Below are 22563 nucleotides of genomic sequence, written 5' to 3' on the forward strand. Positions count from 1 at the left end.
CGTCAAGGGACCCGACTTCCGGATTCCTCGAGAGGGAACGCACGTATGAACGAGGAAAAGCTCCGTTACTTTCTCAAGCGGGTGACTGCCGACCTGCATGAGACCCGACGCCGCCTCCAGGAGGTGGAGTCGGAGGACCAGGAGCCCATCGCGATCGTCGGCATGAGCTGCCGCTACCCCGGTGGCGTCGAGTCGCCCGAGGATCTGTGGCGGCTGGTGTCCGGGGACGGGGACGGGCCCGGAGCCGGGGACGGCATTTCCGAGTTCCCCACCGACCGCGGCTGGGACATGGGGCGGCTCTTCGACGACAACCCGGACGGCGCGGGCACGAGCTACGTCCGGCAGGGCGGTTTCCTCCACGACGCCAACTACTTCGACCCGGCGTTCTTCGGCATCAGCCCGCGCGAGGCCCTCGCGATGGACCCGCAGCAGCGGCTGCTGCTGGAGACCACCTGGGAGGCGTTCGAGCGCGCGGGCATCGACGCCACCTCCGTACGCGGCAGCAAGACCGGCGTCTTCGCGGGCGTCATGTACCACGACTACGCGTCGCGGCTGCGGGCCGTGCCGCCCGGGGTCGAGGGTTACCTCGGCACCGGCGGCTCCAGCAGCATCGCCTCCGGCCGGGTGGCGTACACCTTCGGCCTGGAGGGCCCGGCGCTCACCGTCGACACCGCGTGCTCGTCGTCGCTGGTCACCCTGCACCTGGCCATGCAGGCGCTGCGCAACGGCGAATGCTCGCTCGCCCTGGCCGGTGGCGTCACCGTGATGTCGACGCCCGGCACGTTCACCGAGTTCAGCCGTCAGCGCGGGCTGTCCTTCGACGGCCGCTGCAAGTCGTTCGCGGCGGCCGCCGACGGCACCGGCTGGTCCGAGGGCGCGGGCATGCTGCTCGTGGAGAAGCTGTCGGACGCGCGCAAGAACGGCCACCGGGTGCTCGCCATCGTGCGCGGCTCGGCCACCAACCAGGACGGCGCGTCCAACGGCCTCACCGCCCCCAACGGCCCCTCCCAGCAGCGCGTCATCCGCCAGGCGCTGGCCAGCGCCCGGCTGACGGCCGACCAGATCGACGTCGTCGAGGCGCACGGCACCGGCACGAAGCTGGGCGACCCCATCGAGGCGCAGGCGCTGCTCGCCACCTACGGCAAGGAGAAGCCCGCCGAACGGCCGCTGCTGCTCGGCTCCATCAAGTCCAACGTCGGCCACACCCAGGCCGCCGCCGGTGTCGCCGGGATCATCAAGATGGTCAAGGCCATCGAGCACGGCTATGTGCCCAAGACCCTGCACGTCGACGAGCCCTCGCCGCACATCGACTGGTCCGCCGGGGCCGTCTCGCTGCTCACCGAGGGCCGCCCGTGGCCGGAGACCGGCCGCCCCCGCCGCGCCGCCGTGTCGTCGTTCGGCATCAGCGGCACCAACGCCCACCTGATCATCGAGCAGCCCCCGGCCCCGGAAGCCACGGACGAGGCGACCGGCGAGGCGACGGACGAGGACACCGAAGCGGTTGCCGAAGTGCCGCCGCGCGACCTCCCCCTCCTCCCGTGGGTGCTGTCCGGCAAGGGCGAGGACGCGCTGCGCGCCCAGGCCGTCCGGCTGCACACGTACGTCACCGAACGCCCCGACCTGGACCCGCTGTCCGTCGGCTACGCCCTCGCCACCACCCGCGCCGGCCTCCAGGACCGCGCGGCCGTGGTCGCCGGGGACCGCGAGACGTTCCTCGACCGGCTCGCCGCGCTCGCGGCGGGCGAGCCCGCCGCCGGGCTGGTCCAGGGCGTGGAGACCCGGGGCAAGCTGGCGTTCCTCTTCACCGGCCAGGGCAGCCAGCGGCTCGGCATGGGCCGCGAGCTGTACACCACCTACCCGGTCTTCGCCGAGGCGCTGGACGAGGTGTGCGCCGCGCTCGACCCGCGCCTCGAACGGCCACTGCGCGACGTCCTCTTCGGCGACGACGCCGAGGCGCTGGACCGCACCGGCTTCACCCAGCCCGCGCTGTTCGCCATCGAGGTGGCGCTGTTCCGCCTCGTCGCATCGTGGGGCCTGAAGCCGGACTTCGTCTCCGGCCACTCCATCGGCGAGATCGCCGCCGCCCACGTCGCGGGCGTACTGTCGCTCGCCGACGCCGCCCTGCTGGTGGCGGCGCGCGGCCGCCTGATGCAGCGGCTTCCGGGCGGTGGCGCGATGATCGCCGTCCAGGCGTCCGAGGACGAGGTGACGCCGCTGCTCACCGACCGCGTCAGCATCGCCGCCCTCAACGGCCCGACGTCGGTCGTGATCTCGGGCGACGAGGACGCGGCTGTCTCGATAGCGGCGTCCTTCGAGGCCCAGGGCCGCAAGACCAAGCGCCTCACGGTCAGCCACGCCTTCCACTCGCCGCTGATGGACCCGATGCTGGAGGCGTTCCGCAAGGTCGCCGAGAGCCTGACGTACGAGACCCCGAAGATCCCCGTCGTCTCCCATCTGACCGGCGGCATCGCCCCCGCGTCGGAGATCGCATCCGCCGACTTCTGGGTCCGCCACGTCCGCGAGGCGGTCCGCTTCCTCGACGGCGTCCGCACCCTGGAGGCCCAGGGCGTCACCACCTACCTCGAACTCGGCCCCGACGGCGTACTGTCCGCGCTCGGCCAGGACTGCCTGGCGGGCGACGAGACCGACCACGTGGCGTTCGTCCCCGTGCTGCGCTCCGGCCGCCCCGAGGCCGAGACACTGACCACCGCCCTGGCCACCCTGCACACCCGGGGCACCGCCCCGGACTGGGAGGCGTACTACGCGGGCACGGGCGCGGAGCGCGTCGAGCTGCCCACGTACGCCTTCCAGCGCGAGCACTACTGGCTGGACGCGGGCACCGCCTACGGCGACGTGTCCTCCGTCGGCCTCGGCACCGCCGACCACCCGCTGCTCGGCGCGGCCGTCTCGCTGGCCGACGCGGAAGGCTTCCTGTTCACCGGGCGGCTCGCCCTGGACACCCACCCGTGGCTGGCCGACCACGCTGTCATGGGCACGGTGCTGCTGCCCGGCACCGCGTTCGTGGAACTGGCCGTGCGCGCCGGTGAGCAGGCCGGATGCGACCTGGTCGAAGAACTCACCCTGGAAGCCCCGCTGATCCTGCCCGAACAGGGCGGGGTCCGGGTCCAGATCGTCGTGGGCGCCGAGGACGACACCGGCCGCCGCGCCCTCGCGCTCCACTCCCGCCCCGACGCGGCCACGGACGACGAGCCGTGGGTACGCCACGCCACGGGCCTGCTCGCCCAGAGCGCCCCGACGGCCCCCTTCGACCTGACCACCTGGCCCCCCACGGGCGCCCAGCAGATCGCCGTCGACGGCCTGTACGAGACCCTGGCCGAGGCGGGCTTCGCCTACGGCCCGACCTTTCAGGGACTGCGGGCCGCCTGGCAGGCCGACGGCGAGGTCTACGCCGAGGTCGCGCTCCCCGAGGACACCGAACCGGGCGCCGCGCTCTTCGGCCTCCACCCGGCGCTGCTGGACGCCGTACTGCACACCATCGGCCTCAGCGACCTGACCGAAACCCCGGGCCAGGGCGGCCTACCCTTCGCCTGGACCGGCGTCCGCGTCCACTCGGTGGGCGCGGACACGGTCCGGGTCCGCCTGACGCCCGCCGGAAACGGCGCGGTGTCCCTGCAACTCGCGGACGTCACGGGCGCCCCGGTGGCGTCGGTCGAGTCCCTGGCCCTGCGCACGGTGTCCCCGGACCAGCTGAGCCCAACCCGCCCGGGCGGCCCGTCGGACGCCCTGTTCCGCGTCGACTGGACCCCGGTCCCGCCCGCACCTGAACCGGCGTCCCCCGCCCGCTGGGCGGTGCTTGGCACCGACGTCTCCGGTCTCGGAACGCTTGGCGACGAGGTCACGGCGTACGCGAACCTGGGCGCGCTAGCCGAAGCCGTGGCATCCGGAACACCCCTCCCGGAGCACGTCGTAGTTTCCCTGACATCGAACGGTGCGCCACCCCACGCCCCGAACGGTGCGCCACCCCACGCCCCGAACGGTGCGGCACCCCATGCCCCGGACGGTGCGGCATCTGCACGCCCAGGTGCGGCAAATCAAGCCCGTCCGGCGATTGAGGACACGCCCGAAGGGCGTCCGGGGCCGTACGCGGACGGTGCGGCACTTGAAGGCCCGGGTGCGGCATCTCCAGCCCGTCCGGCGCTTGAGGACCGGGGCCCAGGGGCAGAGCCCATGGTTTCGGGAAGGGGCGGGCCAGGGGAAAACCCCACCCAAGCCGCACACGAAGCCACCACCCAAGCCCTCCACCTCCTCCAGACGTGGCTGGCCGACACCCGCTTCGCGAACACCCGCCTGGTCATCCTCACCTCCGCCACCGACCTGGCCCACGCCGCAGCCCAAGGCCTGATCCGCTCCGCCCAGTCGGAAAACCCCGACCGCATCGTCCTCGTGGACATCGACAGCCACCGGGACTCCCTGGCCGCACTGCCCACCGCCCTCGCGTCCGGCGAGCAGGAACTCGCAGTCCGGCAGGGCACGGTCAAGACCCCCCGCCTGGCCCGCACCACCAAGACCGCGCACGACGAAGCCCCCGAGTGGGACCCCGAGGGCACGGTCCTGGTCACCGGCGCAACGGGCACTCTGGGTGCCCTGTTCGCCCGTCACCTGGTGGTGGAGCGAGGTGCACGAAACCTCCTTCTGGTCAGCCGCAGGGGCGAAGCGGCCCCCGGCGCGCAAGAACTCACCGCCGAACTCACCGAGCTGGGCGCAGAGGTAACCCTCGCCGCCTGCGACGTGGCGGACCCCACCGCCCTGGCCGAGACCCTGGCGGCGATCCCCGCCGCCCACCCCCTGACGGCCGTGGTCCACACGGCAGGTGTGCTCGACGACGGCGTGATCGCGTCCCTCACCCCGGACCGGCTGTCGACCGTCCTGCGCCCGAAGGCGGACGCGGCCTGGAACCTCCACCACCTCACCCGGCACCAGGACCTGAAGGCATTCATCGTCTTCTCCTCCGCCGCCGGAGTCTTCGGCGGTGCCGGACAGGGCAACTACGCGGCGGCGAACGCCTTCCTGGACGCCCTGGCCCAGCACCGCGCAGCGAACGGCCTGCCCGCCACCTCCCTCGCCTGGGGCCTGTGGTCGATGGCCGGAGGCATGGCCGGAGACCTGGACGAGGCGGAACTCGCCCGCCTCCAGCGCGGCGGCATCGCCGCCATCACCGCCGACCAGGGCCGGGAGCTGTTCGACGCCGCGTGCGGACAGAACGAACCGCTGCTGGTGCCCATGCCGCTCGACATGGCCGCCCTCCGCACCCAGGCGGGCGTCGGCATGCTGCCGCCCCTCTTCCGTGGCCTGGTACGGGCCCCCGCCCGCCGCGCCGCCCAGTCGGCTGCCGCCGCGCAGTCCGGCGCCCTCGCCCAGCAGCTGGCGGGGACGGAGGCCGCCGAGGCCGAGGCGATCGTCCTCGCCCTGGTCCGTACGCAGGTGGCGGCCGTACTCGGCTTCGCCGGACCCGAAGCGGTTGACCCGCAGCGCGCGTTCAGCGAGGTCGGTTTCGACTCGCTCACCGCCGTGGAGCTGCGCAACCGCCTCACCGCCGTCACCGGCGTAAGGCTCCCGGCAACGCTGACCTTCGACTACCCGACCCCGGCCACGCTCGCCACCTACCTGCGGGCCGAGGCCCAGGGCAGCCAGTCGGACGCGGCGGCACCCACCGTCACCACCACCGCCCACGACGACGACCCCATAGCCATCGTCGCGATGAGCTGCCGTTTCCCCGGCGGGGTGGCCTCGCCCGACGACCTGTGGGAGCTGGTCACCGAGGGCACGGACGCCATCACCGACATGCCCACCGACCGTGGCTGGGACATCGAGGCGCTGTACGACGACGACCCTGACCGGCAGGGCACCAGCTACGCCCGCAACGGCGGCTTCCTGCACGATGCCCACCACTTCGACCCCGTCTTCTTCGGGATCGCGCCGCGCGAGGCCCTCGCGATGGACCCGCAGCAGCGACTGCTGCTGGAGACCACCTGGGAGGCGTTCGAGCGCGCGGGCATCGACCCGGCGACCGTGCGCGGCAGCCGGACCGGTGTCTACACCGGCGTGATGTACAACGACTACGGCACGCTGCTGCACCGTGCGCCCGAGGGCCTTGAGGGCTACATGGGCACGGCCAGCTCCGGCAGTGTCGCCTCGGGCCGCGTGTCGTACACCTTCGGGCTGGAGGGCCCGGCGGTTACCGTCGACACCGCCTGCTCGTCCTCGTTGGTCACCCTGCACATGGCGGTGCAGGCGCTGCGCAACGGCGAATGCTCGCTCGCCCTCGCGGGCGGTGTCACCGTCATGGCGACCCCCGGTACCTTCGTGGCGTTCAGCAAGCAGCGCGGCCTCGCCACCGACGGCCGCTGCAAGCCGTTCGCCGCCGCCGCCGACGGCACCGCCTGGGGCGAGGGCGTCGGCATGCTGCTCGTGGAGCGGCTGTCGGACGCGCGCAAGAACGGCCACCCGGTCCTCGCGGTCGTCCGCGGCTCCGCCATCAACCAGGACGGCGCGTCCAACGGCCTCACCGCCCCCAACGGCCCCTCCCAGCAGCGCGTCATCCGCCAGGCCCTGGCCGGGGCCCGGCTGTCCGCCGCCGAGATCGACGTCGTCGAGGCGCACGGCACCGGTACGACGCTGGGTGACCCGATCGAGGCGCAGGCGCTGCTCGCCACGTACGGCCAGGAGCGCACCGAGGACGAGCCGCTGTGGCTGGGCTCGGTGAAGTCCAACTTCGGCCACACCCAGGCCGCCGCCGGTGTCGCCGGAATCATCAAGATGGTCAAGGCCATCGAGCACGGCATCCTGCCGAAGACCCTGCACGTGGACGAGCCGTCCGCACACGTCGACTGGTCGGCGGGTGCGGTGTCGCTGCTCACCGAACAGCAGACGTGGCCGGAGACGGGCCGTCCGCGCCGCGCCGCCGTGTCGTCGTTCGGCATCAGTGGCACCAACGCGCACACCATCATCGAGCAGGCCCCGGAGCTGCGGCAGACGGGCAGCACGGCGGTCTCCGGGAACGATGCGGCTCTTCCGATGCTGCCCTGGGTGGTGTCCGGTAAGGACGAGGACGCCCTGCGGGCCCAGGCCGCCCGGCTCCACAGCCATGTGGCCGAGCGCCCCGAGCTGGACCCGGTGTCCGTCGGCCACTCGCTGGCCACCACTCGCGCGGCGCTGGAGCACCGGGCGGCTGTTGTCGCCGGTGACCGCGCGACCCTCCTGGACCGACTTGCCGCGCTGGCCGCTGGTGAGCCTGCGGCGGGAGTGGTTCAGGGTGTGGAGAACCGGGGGAAGGTGGCGTTTCTCTTCACCGGTCAGGGCAGCCAGAGCCTGGGTATGGGGCGTGAGCTGTACGACGCCTACCCGGTGTTCGCCGAGGCCCTGGACACCGTGTGTGATGAGCTGGACCCGCACCTCGAACAGCCGCTGAAGACAGTGCTGTTCGGTGACGACGCCTCGGTGCTCGACCGGACCGGCTACACCCAGCCCGCGCTGTTCGCGATCGAGGTGGCGCTGTTCCGCCTGGTCGAGGCGTGGGGTGTGAAGCCGGATGTGCTGTCCGGCCACTCCATCGGCGAGATCGCCGCCGCGCATGTGGCGGGCGTGCTCTCGCTCGCCGACGCGGCGAAGCTGGTGGCGGCGCGTGGCCGTCTGATGCAGGAGCTTCCGGCGGGTGGCGCGATGGTCGCGGTGCAGGCGTCGGAGGACGAGGTCGCCCCGCTGCTCACCGACCGCGTCAGCATCGCCGCCCTCAACGGCCCGACGTCCGTGGTCATCGCGGGCGACGAGGACGCGGCCGTACAGATCGCGGCGGGCTTCGAGGCGCAGGGGCGGAAGACCAAGCGGCTCACGGTCAGCCACGCGTTCCACTCGCCGCGCATGGACGGCATGCTGGACGCGTTCCGCGAGGTCGCGCAGGGGCTGTCGTACGAGGCCCCCCGCATCCCGATCGTGTCCAACCTGAGCGGGAACGTCGTCTCCGCCGAGGAGATCACCAGCCCCGACTTCTGGGTGCGCCACGTCCGGGAGGCTGTCCGCTTCCTCGATGGTGTCCGCACGCTCGAAGCGCAGGGCGTGACGACATACGTCGAGCTGGGTCCGGACGGTGTGCTCACCGCCATGGCGCAGGAGTGCGTCACCGGCGACGACGCCGCGTTCGCGCCCATACTGCGTAACGGCCGTTCCGAGGCCGAGAGCCTGACGGCCGCCCTGGCCGCCCTGTACACCCGGGGTGCGGTCCTGGACTGGGAGGCGTACTACGCGGGCACGGGCGCGGAGCGCGTCGAGTTGCCCACGTACGCCTTCCAGCATGAGCGCTACTGGATCGATGTCCCGGTCACGGTGGGCGATGTGGCCTTCGCGGGTCTGCGCGCCGCCGATCACCCGCTGCTCGGCACGGCCGTGTCCCTGGCCGCCGAGGAGGGCTTCCTGTTCACCGGGCGGCTTTCGCTGGAGACTCATCCGTGGCTGGCCGAGCACGCCGTGATGGGTTCGGTACTGCTGCCCGGCACGGCGTTCGTGGAGTTGGCGGTGCGCGCCGGTGAGCAGGCTGGCTGCGATCTGGTGGAGGAGCTGACGCTTGAGGCGCCGCTGATCCTGCCCGAGCGGGGCGGGGTTCAGCTGCAGATCGCGGTGGGCGCCGAGGACGACTCCGGTCGCCGTGGCGTTGAGCTCCACTCGCGTCCCGATGAGGGTGGCGACGAGGTGCCGTGGGTGCGGCATGCCACGGGTGTGCTCGTGGAGAGCGCGCCGTCGTCGGTTCCGTCGTTCGAGTTGAGCGTCTGGCCGCCTGCGGGGGCCGAGCGGATCGAGATCGACGGCCTGTACGAGGGTCTGGAAGAGTCGGGCTTCGCCTATGGTCCGGCCTTCCAGGGCGTTCGGGCCGCCTGGCGGGGCGACGGCGAGGTCTATGCCGAGGTCGCGCTGCCCGAGGGCGTGGAGCCCGGTGCGGACCTGTTCGGTCTGCACCCGGCGCTGCTGGACGCCGTTCTGCACGCCATCGCGCTGGGTGGCCCGACCGAGAATCTGGGGGAGGGCGGGCTGCCCTTTGCCTGGACCGGCGTCCGGTTCCATTCGGTGGGTGCGGACAGCGTGCGGGTGCGGCTGTCGTCGGCCGGGAACGGCACGGTGGCTCTGCAACTGGCCGATGTGACCGGCGCCCCGGTGGCCTCGGTGGAGCGGCTCGCGTTGCGTGCGGTGTCCCCGGAGCAGCTGGGTGCCGACCAGACTGACGGTGGCGCGGCGGACGTCCTGTTCCACGTGGACTGGATTCCGGTCCCGACTTCCTCCGGGAAGCCCTCCGACGGCCGTGTGGCGGTCGTGGGAGAGGCTGTGGACATACCCGGCCTCGGTGTCGAGGCCGAGACGTACCCGGACCTGGCCGCGCTGGCCGAGGCGATCGAGTCCGGCTCCGCGAGCCCGGACCACGTGGTGGTGTCCGCGCGTGCGGTGCCGGGGGAGAACTCCTCGCCTGCCACCATGGCGCATCAGACCGCCGATCGCGCCCTCGCTCTGCTGCAGACGTGGCTGGCCGAGGACCGCTTCGCGGACTCGCGCCTGGTCGTCCTCACCCAGGGCGCGGTGGCCACCGCCACCGACGACCCGGTGACCCAGCCCGCGCAGGCCACCGCGACCGGCCTGATCCGCTCCGCGCAGTCGGAGAACATCGGCCGCGTCATCCTGGTGGACCTGGATGACCACCCGGACTCGCCCGCCGCACTTCCCGCCGCCCTGGCATCGGGCGAGCAGGAACTCGCCGTCCGTCAGGGCGCGGTCATGACTCCGCGTCTGGCCCGGACCACGGCCCCGGCCACCGACCGGGAGCCCTCCGTTTTCGACGCGGATGGCACGGTGCTGATCACTGGTGCCGGTGGCACGCTCGGTGGACTGTTCGCGCGCCACCTCGTGTCCGAGCGGGGTGCGCGTCGGCTGCTGCTGGTCAGCCGCCGTGGTGACCAGGCTCCCGGTGCGGCTGAACTGACGGCTGAGCTGGCCGAGTTGGGTGCGGAGGCGCGGTGGGTCGCGTGCGATGTGGCCGACCGGGACGCCCTGGCCCGAGTCATCGAATCCATTCCCGCCGAGCATCCCTTGACTGCCGTGATGCACACGGCGGGTGTGCTGGACGACGGTGTGATCGGGTCGTTGACCCCGGAGCGTATGGCCGGTGTGCTGCGTCCGAAGGTGGACGCGGCGTGGAACCTGCATGAGCTGACGGTGGATCTGGACCTGTCCGCGTTTGTGCTGTTCTCGTCGGCCGCCGGTGTCTTCGGCGGTGCGGGACAGGGCAACTACGCGGCGGCGAACGCCTTCCTGGACGCCCTCGCCCAGCACCGCCGCTCCGCCGGACTGCCCGCCACCTCCCTTGCCTGGGGGCTGTGGGCCGAGTCCGGTGGTATGGCCGGGGAGCTGGAGGACGCGGAGCTCGACCGCCTGCGGCGCGGTGGCGTGGCCGCCATCACCGCCGAGCAGGGGCGGGAGCTGTTCGACCTCGCGGATGCCGCCGACGAGGCGTTGCTCGTGCCCATGCCGCTCGATCTGGCGGCTCTGCGCGAGCAGGCGGGTGCGGGGATGCTGCCGCCGCTCTTCCGTGGTCTGGTGCGTGTTCCGCCGCGGCGGGCCGCTCAGGCCGCCGCGGCGGCGCGGTCCGGTGCGCTGGCGCGGCAACTGGCCGGGGCCTCCGAGGCCGAGGCCGAGGTCATCGTGCTGGGTGTGGTGCGTGCGCAGGTGGCGGCCGTGCTCGGCTTTGCCGGGCCCGAGGCGGTGGACGCCCAGCGCGCGTTCAGCGAGGTCGGTTTCGACTCGCTCACCGCTGTCGAGCTGCGTAACCGCCTCACCGCCGTCACCGGCGTAAGGCTCCCGGCGACGTTGATCTTCGACTACCCGAACCCGATCGCCCTTGCCACCTACCTCCGAGCCGAGGCCCAGGGCAGCCAGGCCGACGCGGCTGCGCCGGTCGTCGCTGCCAAGGCGGTTGACGACGACCCGATCGCCATCGTCGCGATGAGCTGCCGTTTCCCTGGCGGGGTGGCTACGCCGGAGGACCTGTGGAAGCTGGTGACCGGCGGCGGGGACGCGATCACCGATATGCCCACCGACCGTGGGTGGGACATCGAGGCGCTGTACGACGACGACCCGGACCGGCAGGGCACCAGCTACGCCCGCAACGGCGGTTTCCTGCACGACGCCCACCACTTCGACCCGGTGTTCTTCGGGATCGCGCCGCGTGAGGCTCTTGCGATGGACCCGCAGCAGCGGTTGCTGCTGGAGACGTCGTGGGAGGCATTCGAGCGGGCGGGTATCGACCCGGCGACCGTCCGGGGCAGCCGGACCGGTGTCTACACGGGCGTGATGTACAACGACTACGGCACGCTGTTGCACCGTGCGCCCGAGGGCCTTGAGGGCTACATGGGCACGGCCAGCTCCGGCAGTGTGGCCTCGGGCCGCGTCTCGTACACCTTTGGCCTGGAGGGCCCGGCGGTCACCGTCGACACCGCCTGCTCGTCGTCGCTGGTGACGCTGCACATGGCGGTGCAGGCGCTGCGCAATGGCGAATGCTCGCTCGCCCTCGCGGGCGGTGTCACCGTCATGGCCACCCCCGGCACCTTCGTAGCGTTCAGCAAGCAGCGCGGGCTCGCGACCGATGGCCGTTGCAAGCCGTTCGCGGGTGCTGCGGACGGTACGGCCTGGGGTGAGGGCGTGGGCATGCTGCTCGTGGAGCGGCTGTCGGACGCGCGCAAGAACGGTCACCCGGTGCTGGCGGTCGTACGCGGTTCCGCGATCAACCAGGACGGCGCCTCGAATGGTCTGACGGCGCCGAATGGTCCGTCGCAGCAGCGTGTCATTCGGCAGGCGCTGGCCAACGCGCGGCTGTCCGCTGCCGAGATCGACGCCGTCGAGGCGCACGGTACGGGGACGACGCTGGGTGACCCGATCGAGGCGCAGGCGCTGCTGGCCACGTACGGTCAGGAGCGCACCGAGGACGAGCCGCTGTGGCTGGGCTCGGTGAAGTCGAACTTCGGCCACACCCAGGCCGCCGCCGGTGTCGCCGGGATCATCAAGATGGTCAAGGCCATCGAGCACGGCGTCCTGCCCAGGACGTTGCACGTGGATGAGCCATCGCCGCATGTGGACTGGTCGATGGGCGCGGTCTCGCTGCTCACCGAAGAGCACACGTGGCCGGAGACGGGCCGTCCGCGCCGTGCCGCCGTGTCGTCGTTCGGTATCAGCGGCACCAACGCGCACACCATCATCGAGCAGGCCCCGGAGTCGCGGGAGACGGCGGCCGAGGCGGCCGAACCCTCCCTCGAAGCGCCCGGTGTGCTGCCGTGGCCGCTCTCCGCCAGGGGCGAGGCGGGCTTGCGCGCGCAGGCCGCCAAGCTGCTGGCCCACCTCGCCGCCGAACCGGGCCTGCGTCCGGCCGACGTCGGCTACTCCCTGGCCACCACCCGCGCCGCTTTCGATCAGCGCGCGGTCCTGGTGGGCACCGACCGTGACGACTTCGTCCGCGCCCTGACGGCGCTGGCCCAGGGTGAGGCTCCGGTCCAGGGCATCGGGACATCCGACAAGACGGCGTTCGTGTTCCCGGGGCAGGGGTCCCAATGGGCAGGAATGGCCGTGGAGTTGATGGATGCCGCACCGGCGTTCGCGGCCCGTGTCCACGAGTGCGCCGCCGCTCTGGCGGAGTTCACCGACTGGTCGTTGGTGGATGTGCTGCGGGGTGCGGAGGGTGCGCCGTCGCTGGAGCGTGTCGACGTGGTCCAGCCGGTGTTGTTCTCGGTGATGGTGTCCCTTTCCGAGCTGTGGCGTTCGTTCGGCGTTGCGCCGTCGGCGGTGGTCGGTCACTCGCAGGGTGAGATCGCGGCGGCGTGTGTGGCGGGGATTCTGACCCTCCAGGACGCGGCCCGGGTGGTCGCGTTGCGGAGTCAGGCCATTGGCCGGGTGCTGGCGGGCAAGGGCGGCATGGTGTCGGTGGCGCTGCCGGTGTCGGACGTACGCGAGCGCATTGCCCGGTGGGGTGAGGAGCGCGTCTCGGTGGCGGCCGTCAACGGTCCGTCGTCCGTGGTGGTGTCCGGTGAGCCGACGGCGCTGGATGAGCTGTTGGCGTCGTGTGAGGCGGATGAGGTGCGGGCGCGGCGGGTGCCGGTGGATTACGCCTCGCACTCCGCGCAGGTGGAGTTGTTGCGCGATGAACTCCTCACACTGCTTGCCCCCGTACAGCCTCAGACCGCTCAGGTGCCGTTCCTGTCCACTGTGACGGGGGAGTGGGTCGAGGGTCCGGAGCTGGACGCCGAGTACTGGTTCACCAACCTCCGTCGCACGGTCGAGCTGGAGGGCGCGGTCCGGCGGCTCCTCGACGAGGGCTTCGGGGCGTTCATCGAGTCCAGCGCCCACCCGGTGCTGGCGATGGGTGTGCAGGAGACGGCCGAGGACGCGGGTCTGGACGCGGCCGCGATCGGTTCGCTGCGCCGCGACGAGGGCGGGCTGAAGCGCTTCTGGGCCTCCGTCGGTGAGGCGTGGTCGCGGGGTGTGTCCGTGGACTGGGACGCGGTGTTCCAGGGGACCGGCGCACGCCGTACAGAGCTGCCCACGTACGCCTTCCAGCACGAGCGCTACTGGATCGATGTCCCGGTCACGGTGGGCGATGTCACCTCCGCCGGTCTGGGCTCCGCCGATCACCCGCTGCTGGGTGCGGCCGTCGAACTGCCGGACTTCGAGGGCTTCCTGTTCACCGGGCGGCTTTCGCTGGAGAGCCACCCGTGGCTGGCCGACCATGCGGTGATGGGTTCGGTACTGCTGCCCGGCACGGCGTTCGTGGAGCTGGCGGTGCGCGCCGGTGAGCAGGTCGGCTGCGACCTGGTGGAGGAGCTGACGCTTGAGGCGCCGCTGATCCTGCCCGAGCGGGGCGGGATGCAGCTGCAGATCGCCGTGGGCGCCCAGGACGACTCCGGCCGCCGCACCCTCGCCTTGCACTCGCGACCCGATGAGGGTGGCGACGAGGCTCCGTGGGTGCGGCATGCCACGGGTGTGCTCGTGGAGAGCGCGCCGTCGTCGGCCCCGACGTTCGAGCTGAGTGTCTGGCCGCCTGCCGGGACCGAGCGGATCGAGATCGACGGCCTGTACGAGGGTCTGGCCGAGGCGGGCTTCGGCTACGGCCCGGCCTTCCAGGGAGTGCGGGCCGCCTGGCGGGGCGACGGCGAGGTCTACGCCGAGGTCGCGCTGCCCGAGGGTGTCGAGCCCGGTGCGGACCTGTTCGGTCTGCATCCCGCGCTGCTGGACGCCGTACTGCACGCCATCGCCCTCGGCGACTTGACCGAGAACCTGGACGGAGTCGGACTGCCCTTCGCCTGGACCGGCGTCCGGTTCCATTCGGTGGGTGCGGACAGCGTGCGGGTCCGGCTGTCGTCGGCCGGGAACGGCACGGTGGCCTTCCAGCTCGCTGATGTGACCGGTGCTCCGGTGGCGTCGGTGGAGCGGCTCGTGCTGCGCACCGTGTCCCCCGAGCAGCTGGGCGGCGACCGAGCCGGTGGCGACGCGGCGGACGCCCTGTTCCGCGTGGACTGGATTCCGGTCCCGGCCTCCTCCGGGAAGCCCTCCGACGGCCGTGTGGCGGTCGTGGGGGAGGGTGTGGACGTCCCCGGCCTCGGTGTCGAGGCCGGGACGTACCCGGACCTGGCCGCGCTGGCCGAGGAGATCGGGTCCGGTGCCACAGCCCCGGACCACGTGGTGGTGTCCGCGCTGGCGGCCTCGGGGGAGAACTCCTCGCCGGTCGCCACGGCGCACGAGATCGCCGTCCACGCGCTGACCTTGCTGCAGAGGTGGCTGGCCGAGGACCGCTTCGCGGACTCGCGCCTGGTCGTCCTCACCCAGGGCGCGGTGGCCACCGCCACCGACGACCCGGCGACCAGCCTGGCCCAGACGACCGTGACCGGCCTGATCCGCTCCGCGCAGTCGGAGAATCCCGGTCGCGTCATCCTGGTGGACCTCGACGGCCACCCGGACTCGCTCACCGCCTTCCCCGCCGCTCTGGAATCGGACGAGCAGGAACTCGCCGTCCGTCAGGGCGCGGTCAAGGCTCCGCGTCTGGCCCGCGCCACCGCCCCCGCCGCCGCCACCGCCCCCGACTCCGCCGACGGTCAGGAGATCCCTGCCTCCTTCGGTTCGGACGGCACGGTGCTGATCACCGGTGCCGGCGGCATGCTGGGCAATCTCTTCGCGCGCCATCTGGTGACCGAGCGGGGTGTGCGTCGGCTGCTGCTCGTCAGCCGCCGTGGTGACCAGGCTCCCGGTGCCGCTGAACTCACCGCCGAGCTTGCCGAGCTGGGTGCTGAGGCGCGGTGGGTCGCGTGCGATGTGGCCGACCGGGACGCCCTGGCCCGCGTCATCGAATCCGTCTCCGCCGAGCATCCGCTGACGGCCGTGATGCACACGGCGGGTGTGCTGGACGACGGTGTGATCGGGGCGCTGACTCCCGAGCGTATGGCCGGTGTGCTGCGTCCGAAGGTGGACGCGGCGTGGAACCTGCATGAGCTGACGGCGGATCTGGACCTGAAGGCATTCGTCGTCTTCTCCTCCGCCGCCGGTGTCTTCGGCGGAGCCGGACAGGGCAACTACGCGGCGGCCAACTCGTTCCTGGACGCCCTCGCTCAGCACCGCCGTGCCCAGGGTCTGCCCGCCACCTCCCTCGCCTGGGGCCTGTGGGCCGAGGCCAGCGCCATGACCGGGGAGCTGGACGAGGCGGAACTCGCCCGGTTGCGGCGCGGCGGTGTCGTCGCGCTCACCCCCGACCAGGGCCTGGAGCTCTTCGATCTGGCGGATGCCGCCGACGAGGCGCTGCTGGTCCCGATGCCGCTCGACCTGGCCGCCCTCCGCGCGCAGGCGAGTGTCGGAATGCTGCCGCCGCTCTTCCGCGGTCTGGTCCGTGTTCCGCCACGGCGGGCCGCCCAGGCCGCCGCGGCGGCACAGTCCGGCGCGCTGGCGCAGCAGCTGGCCGGGACGTCCGAGGCCGAGGCCGAGGCGATCGTGCTGGATGTGGTCCGTACACAGGTGGCGGCCGTACTCGGCTACGCCGGGCCCGAAGCGGTCGAACCGCAGCGTGCGTTCAGTGAGGTCGGTTTCGACTCGCTCACGGCTGTCGAGCTGCGCAACCGCCTCACCGCCGTCAGCGGCGTGCGGCTTCCGGCGACGTTGATCTTCGACTACCCGAACCCGATCGCCCTCGCCACCTACCTGAGGGCCGAGGCCCAGGGCAGTCAGTCGGACGCCGCCGCGCCCGTCGTCGCCACCAAGGCGGTTGACGACGACCCCATCGCCATCGTCGCGATGAGCTGCCGCTTCCCCGGCGGGGTGACGTCGCCCGAGGAGCTGTGGAAGCTGGTGGTCGATGGCACCGACGCCATCACCGACATGCCCACGGATCGCGGCTGGGACATCGAGTCGCTCTACGACGACGACCCCGACCAGCGGGGCACCAGCTACGCCCGCAACGGCGGCTTCCTGCACGACGCCCACCACTTCGACCCGGTGTTCTTCGGCATCTCGCCGCGCGAAGCCCTCGCCATGGACCCGCAGCAGCGGCTGCTGCTGGAGACGTCGTGGGAGGCGTTCGAGCGGGCCGGAATCGACCCGGCCGGGCTCCGTGGCAGCCAGACCGGTGTCTACACGGGCGTGATGTACAACGACTACGGCACGCTCCTCTACCGTGCGCCCGATGGTCTTGAGGGCTATATCAGCACCGCGAGTTCGGGCAGTGTGGCTTCGGGCCGGGTGTCGTACACGTTCGGGCTGGAGGGCCCGGCGGTCACCGTGGACACGGCGTGTTCGTCGTCGCTGGTGACGCTGCACATGGCGGTGCAGGCGCTGCGCAATGGTGAATGCTCGCTCGCGCTCGCCGGTGGTGTGACTGTGATGGCGACCCCGGGTACGTTCGTGGCGTTCAGCAAGCAGCGCGGGCTCGCGACCGATGGTCGCTGCAAGCCGTTCGCGGGCGCTGCGGACGGTACGGCCTGGGGTGAGGGCGTGGGCATGCTGCTCGTGGAGCGGCTGTCGGACGCCCGGAAGAACGGTCACCCGGTGCTGGCGGTCGTTCGCGGTTCCGCGATCAACCAGGATGGTGCGTCGAATGGTCTGACGGCGCCGAATGGTCCGTCGCAGCAGCGCGTCATTCGGCAGGCGCTGGCCAACGCGCGGCTGTCCGCCGCCGAGATCGATGTCGTCGAGGCGCACGGTACGGGGACGACGCTGGGTGACCCGATCGAGGCGCAGGCGCTGCTCGCCACGTACGGCCAGGAGCGCAGCGAGGATGAGCCGCTGTGGCTGGGTTCGGTGAAGTCCAACTTCGGGCACACGCAGGCGGCGGCGGGCGTCGCCGGGCTTATCAAGATGGTCAAGGCCATCGAGCATGGTGTTCTGCCCAGGACGTTGCACGTGGACGAGCCGTCGCCGCATGTGGACTGGTCGTTGGGTGCGGTCTCGCTGCTCACCGAGCAGTTGGAGTGGCCGGAGACCGGCCGTCCGCGCCGCGCCGCCGTGTCGTCGTTCGGTATCAGCGGCACCAACGCCCACACCATCATCGAGCAGGCCCCCGAGCCACGGCGGACGGGCAGCACGCCCGCCTCCGGGACCGATGCGGCGAGGGAGCCCCGGGCTCTTCCGCTGGTGCCCTGGGTGGTGTCCGGTGGAAGCGAGGCCGCCCTGCGGGCTCAGGCAGCCCGGCTCCACAGCCATGTGGCCGAGCGCCCCGATCTGGACCCGGTGTCGGTCGGTTACTCGCTGGCCACGTCCCGTACGGTGCTGGAGCACCGGGCGGCCGTCCTCGCCGATGACCGCGCGACCTTCCTGGACCGGCTCGCCGTGCTCGCTTCGGGCGAGTCCACGGCCGGAGTGGTGCAGGGCGTGGAGACCCGGGGGAAGGTGGCGTTTCTCTTCACCGGTCAGGGCAGCCAGCGCCTGGGCATGGGGCGTGAGCTGTACGACGCCTACCCGGTGTTCGCCGAAGCCCTGGACACCGTCTGTGATGAGCTGGACCCGCACCTCGAACAGCCGCTGAAGACGGTGCTGTTCGGGGACGACGCCGAGGCGCTGGACCGGACCGGTTTCACCCAGCCCGCGCTGTTCGCGGTCGAGGTGGCGCTGTTCCGTCTCGTCGAAGCGTGGGGTGTGAAGCCGGACATGGTCTCCGGCCACTCCATCGGCGAGATCGCCGCCGCGCATGTGGCGGGTGTGTTCTCCCTCGCGGACGCGTGCACCCTGGTGGCCGCTCGTGGCCGTCTCATGCAGGAGCTTCCGGCCGGTGGCGCGATGATCGCCGTCCAGGCGTCGGAGGACGAGGTGGCGCCGCTGCTCACCGAGGGCGCTTCGATCGCCGCCGTGAACGGTCCCGCTTCGGTGGTCGTCGCCGGTACGGAGGAAGCCACCCTCGCGATCGCCGCGTCCTTCGAGGCGCGGGGCCGTAAGACCAAGCGGCTCACCGTCAGCCACGCGTTCCACTCGCTGCTGATGGAGCCGATGCTGCAGCCGTTCCGTGAGGTCGCGGAGCGTCTGACGTACCAGGCCCCGAAGATCCCGGTGGTCTCCAACCTCACCGGCGGTGTCGCCGGTGAGGAGATCGTGACGGCCGACTTCTGGGTGCGCCACGTCCGGGAGACCGTGCGCTTCTTCGACGGTGTCCGCACGCTCGAAGCCCAGGGCGTGACGACGTACGTCGAGCTGGGTCCGGACGGTGTGCTCACCGCCATGGCGCAGGAGTGCGTCACCGGCGACGACGCGGCGTTCGCCCCCGTACTGCGCTCCGGCCGTTCCGAGGCCGAGAGCCTGACGGCCGCCCTGGCCGCCCTGTACACCCGGGGTGCGGCTCCGGACTGGGAGGCGTACTACGCGGGCACGGGCGCGGAGCGCGTCGAGCTGCCCACGTACGCCTTCCAGCACGAGCGCTACTGGATCGAGGTCCCGGCCTCGGTGGGCGATGTCGCCTCCGCCGGTCTGGGCGCCGCCGATCACCCGCTGCTGGGCGCGGCCGTCGAACTGCCGGACTCCGACGGCTTCCTGCTCGCCGGACGGCTCTCCCTCCACACCCACCCCTGGCTCGCCGACCACGCCGTGGCCGGTACCGCGCTGCTGCCGGGGACGGCCTTCGTCGAACTGGCGATCCGGGCGGGTGACCAGGTGGGCTGTGAACTGCTGGAGGAGCTGACCCTTGAGGCGCCGCTGATCCTGCCCGAGCGGGGCGGGGTCCAGCTGCGGCTGACCGTCGGCGTGCCCGACGCGGACGGACGCCGGACCCTGGACGTCTACTCCCGCCCGGAGCCGGACGCGGACCGGGGCGACGGCTCGGACCGGTCCTGGACCCGCAACGCCAGCGGCGTCCTCGCGTCCGGTGCGGCCGCCGACACCGCCGAGGGGCTGGCCGAATGGCCGCCCGCCGAGGCGGTCGCCATCGAGGTGGACGATCTCTACGAGCGGTTCGCCGCCGCCGGTATCGGTTACGGCCCGGCGTTCCAGGGGCTGACGGCTGCCTGGCGACGCGGTGAGGAGGTCTTCGCCGAACTCCGGCTGGAGCAGCGGCAGCAGACCGAGGCCGCGTCGTTCGGGCTGCACCCGGCACTGCTGGACTCCGCGCTGCACGGCGTGGCGCTCGGCGACTTCATGGGCGCCGGCGCCGAGGGGATGCGGCTGCCGTTCTCCTGGAGCGGTGTCACCCTCCACACGTCGGGGGCCACGGCGCTGCGCGTACGGATCGCACCGGCCGGGCCGGACGCGGTGGCCCTGGCCGTCGCGGACGAGAACGGAAGCGCGGTCGCGTCGGTCGACTCCCTGACGCTGCGGAGTGTCGCCCCGGAGCAGCTGCGCGCGGCCCAGGTGACCTACCACGACTCGCTGTTCCGGCTGGAGTGGGCCGCGGTGCCGGCGCCCTCGGTGGCACCCGCCATCCGCTGGGCCCTGGTCGACGCGGCCGCCGCGGAAGGTACGAACGGTACGAACGGTACGGACAGCCTGGGGCTCGTCACCGCGCTGGAATCCACCGGTGCCGAGTACGACGTGTTCCCCGACCTGGCCGAGCTGGCGGCCGTGGTGGCCTCCGGCGGGCACCTGCCGGACGTCGTCCTCCTCCCGCACACCACCGCCACCACCGGTGATGTGGCCGAGGACGCCAGGCTGGCCGCCCACGCCGCGCTGGAGAGCGCGCAGGCGTGGCTCGCGGAGGAGGCCTTCGACGGGGCGCGGCTGGCGTTCGTCACCCGTGGCGCGGTCGCCACGCGCCCGGACGCCGAGGTGTCCGACCTGGCGAACGCGCCCGTATGGGGTCTGATCCGCACCGCCCAGACCGAGAACCCGGACCGTTTCCTGCTGCTGGATCTGGACGGCGACGAGGCCTCGGCCGAGGGGCTCACGGCGGCGCTGTCCAGCGGTGAGCCGCAGCTCGCCCTCCGCGAGAGCGGCCTGTACGCACCCCGGCTGGCCCGAGTCGCCGCCGATCCGGCGCCGGAGGGGCTGCCCGGGTTCGACCCGGACGGCACGGTGCTCATCACCGGCGCCACCGGTGTCCTCGGCGGGCAGCTCGCCCGCCATCTGGTGACCGGGCACGGGGTGCGGCATCTGCTGCTGGGCAGCCGCCGGGGGCACCGCGCCGAGGGAATGCCGGAGCTGGTCGCCGAACTGACCGCACAGGGCGTGGAGGTGAGCGTCGCGGCCTGCGATGTGGCCGACCGCGAGGCGCTGTCGGCGATGCTGGCCGAGGTGGACCCGGCGCATCCGCTCACCGCCGTGGTGCACACGGCCGGTGTGCTGGACGACGGGCCACTGCCCACGCTCACCCCGGACCGGATCGACACGGTCTTCCGGCCCAAGGTGGACGCTGCCCGGAACCTCGACGAGCTGACCCGTGGTCTCGATCTCGCGGCGTTCGTGCTGTTCTCGTCCGTCGCCGGAACCTTCGGTGCGCCGGGTCAGGCCAACTACGCCGCCGCCAACGTCTTCCTGGACGCCCTCGCCGTGCGGCGCCGCTCCGCCGGACTGCCGGCCCTCTCGCTGGCCTGGGGCATGTGGGACCAGCGCAGCGCGATGACCGGCACCATGACGGACGCGGACGTGCGGCGTATCGCGCGCTCCGGGATGGCGCCGCTGTCCTCGCGGGACGGCCTGGAGCTGTTCGACACGGCGTGCGCCGTCGACGGTGAGGCGGTGCTCGTACCGCTCCATCTGGACACCGCGGCGCTGCGGGAGCAGGCCGCCGAGGGCGCGTTGCCCGCCCTGTTCCGCGGACTGGTCCGGGCGACGCCCCGGCGGCGCACGGCCTCCGCCGCTGCGGCCGCCGCGGACGGCCCTTCGCTGGCGCGGCGACTGGCCGGGCTGGACGAGGCGGAGCGGGAGAAGGCCCTGCTGGATCTGGTCCGCACCCACGCCGCCGTGGTCCTCGGCTTCGAGGACCCGGAGGCCGTGGGGGCCACGCGTGGCTTCCTGGAGCTGGGCTTCGACTCCCTGACCTCCGTCGAGCTGCGCAACCGGCTCAACGCCGCGACCGGGCTGCGGCTGCCCCCGACGCTGCTCTTCGACCACCCGACGCCCGAGCTGGTCGCCCGGCAACTGCTCGCCGGGCTGGCCGGTTCGGTGGCCGCCGAGGGCGGTGCGGTGTCGGATGCCGCGCAGACGGAGGCGGCGGGAGCGGAGCCGTCGGCCGTGTTCGGCGCGATGATGCGAGAAGCCGAACAGCTCGGTCAGCAGGGGGAGTTCACTCGGATGCTGATGGACGTCTCGCGGTTCCGGCCCTCGTTCGCGAGCGCCGCCGAGTTGGACAAGGCGCCCACGCTGGTGCGGTTGTCCCGTGGTGACACGCGGCCCGCGCTGGTGTGCTTCCCCTCGATCCTGTCGATCGGAGGCCCGCACCAGTACGCGCGGTTCGCCGCCGGATTCCGTGGCCACCGGGACGTCTGGGCGCTGGGCAACCCCGGTTTCGTTGCCGGGGAGCGGCTTCCGGCGAACCCGGAGGCGGTGATCGAGGCGCAGGCCGAGGCGGTGCTGCGGCAGACCGACGGGGAGCCGTTCGTGCTGCTGGGCCACTCCTCGGGCGGGCTGCTCGCCCATGAGGTGGCCGCGCGGCTGGAGAGCGCCGGGGTCTTCCCCGAAGCGGTGGTGCTGCTCGACATCTACTCGCACGACCGGCAGGCGGCCATGGCCCTCCAGCCCGGTCTGAGGGCCGGGATCGACGAGCGGAGCACGGGCCATGTGCCGGTGGACGACGCCCGGCTGCTGGCCATGGGCGCGTACTTCCGGCTGTTCGGACAGTGGGAGCCCCGCGAGGTCAAGACGCCGACCCTGCTGGTCCGGGCCGAAGAGCAGTTCTTCGACTGGTCCCGCGACGGGGACTGGCGGTCGTACTGGGAGCTGCCCCACACCGTGCGCGATGTGCCGGGGCACCACTTCACCATGATGGAGGACCACGCCGGTACGACGGCGCGCGTGGTGGAGGACTGGCTGACGGACTGACGGGCGCTCCGGCGCCGAAAGGGCCGGGCCCCGCCCCCTCCGAGGAGGGGGCGGGGCCCGGCCCTTCTGCTGTGCTGTGCTGCTGTG

Annotated in this window: 1 protein-coding gene; it reads left to right on the top strand. The window is 72.4% G+C overall.

All coding sequences use genetic code 11. The features are described 5' to 3' along the window. Positions 1-45: 45 nt before the first annotated feature. Positions 46-22476, top strand: coding sequence for an SDR family NAD(P)-dependent oxidoreductase (locus tag ABZ370_RS06825; RefSeq protein WP_358617486.1), 22431 nt, complete (start codon positions 46-48; stop codon positions 22474-22476). The last annotated feature ends 87 nt before the right edge of the window (positions 22477-22563 follow it).

Source organism: Streptomyces sp. NPDC005962 (genome assembly GCF_040629205.1).
Lineage (GTDB): Bacteria > Actinomycetota > Actinomycetes > Streptomycetales > Streptomycetaceae > Streptomyces.

Bases quoted from the DNA above. Each gene is read 5' to 3' on its own strand.
- ABZ370_RS06825 (WP_358617486.1), top strand. From the start codon at position 46: ATGAACGAGGAAAAGCTCCGTTACTTTCTCAAGCGGGTGACTGCCGAC.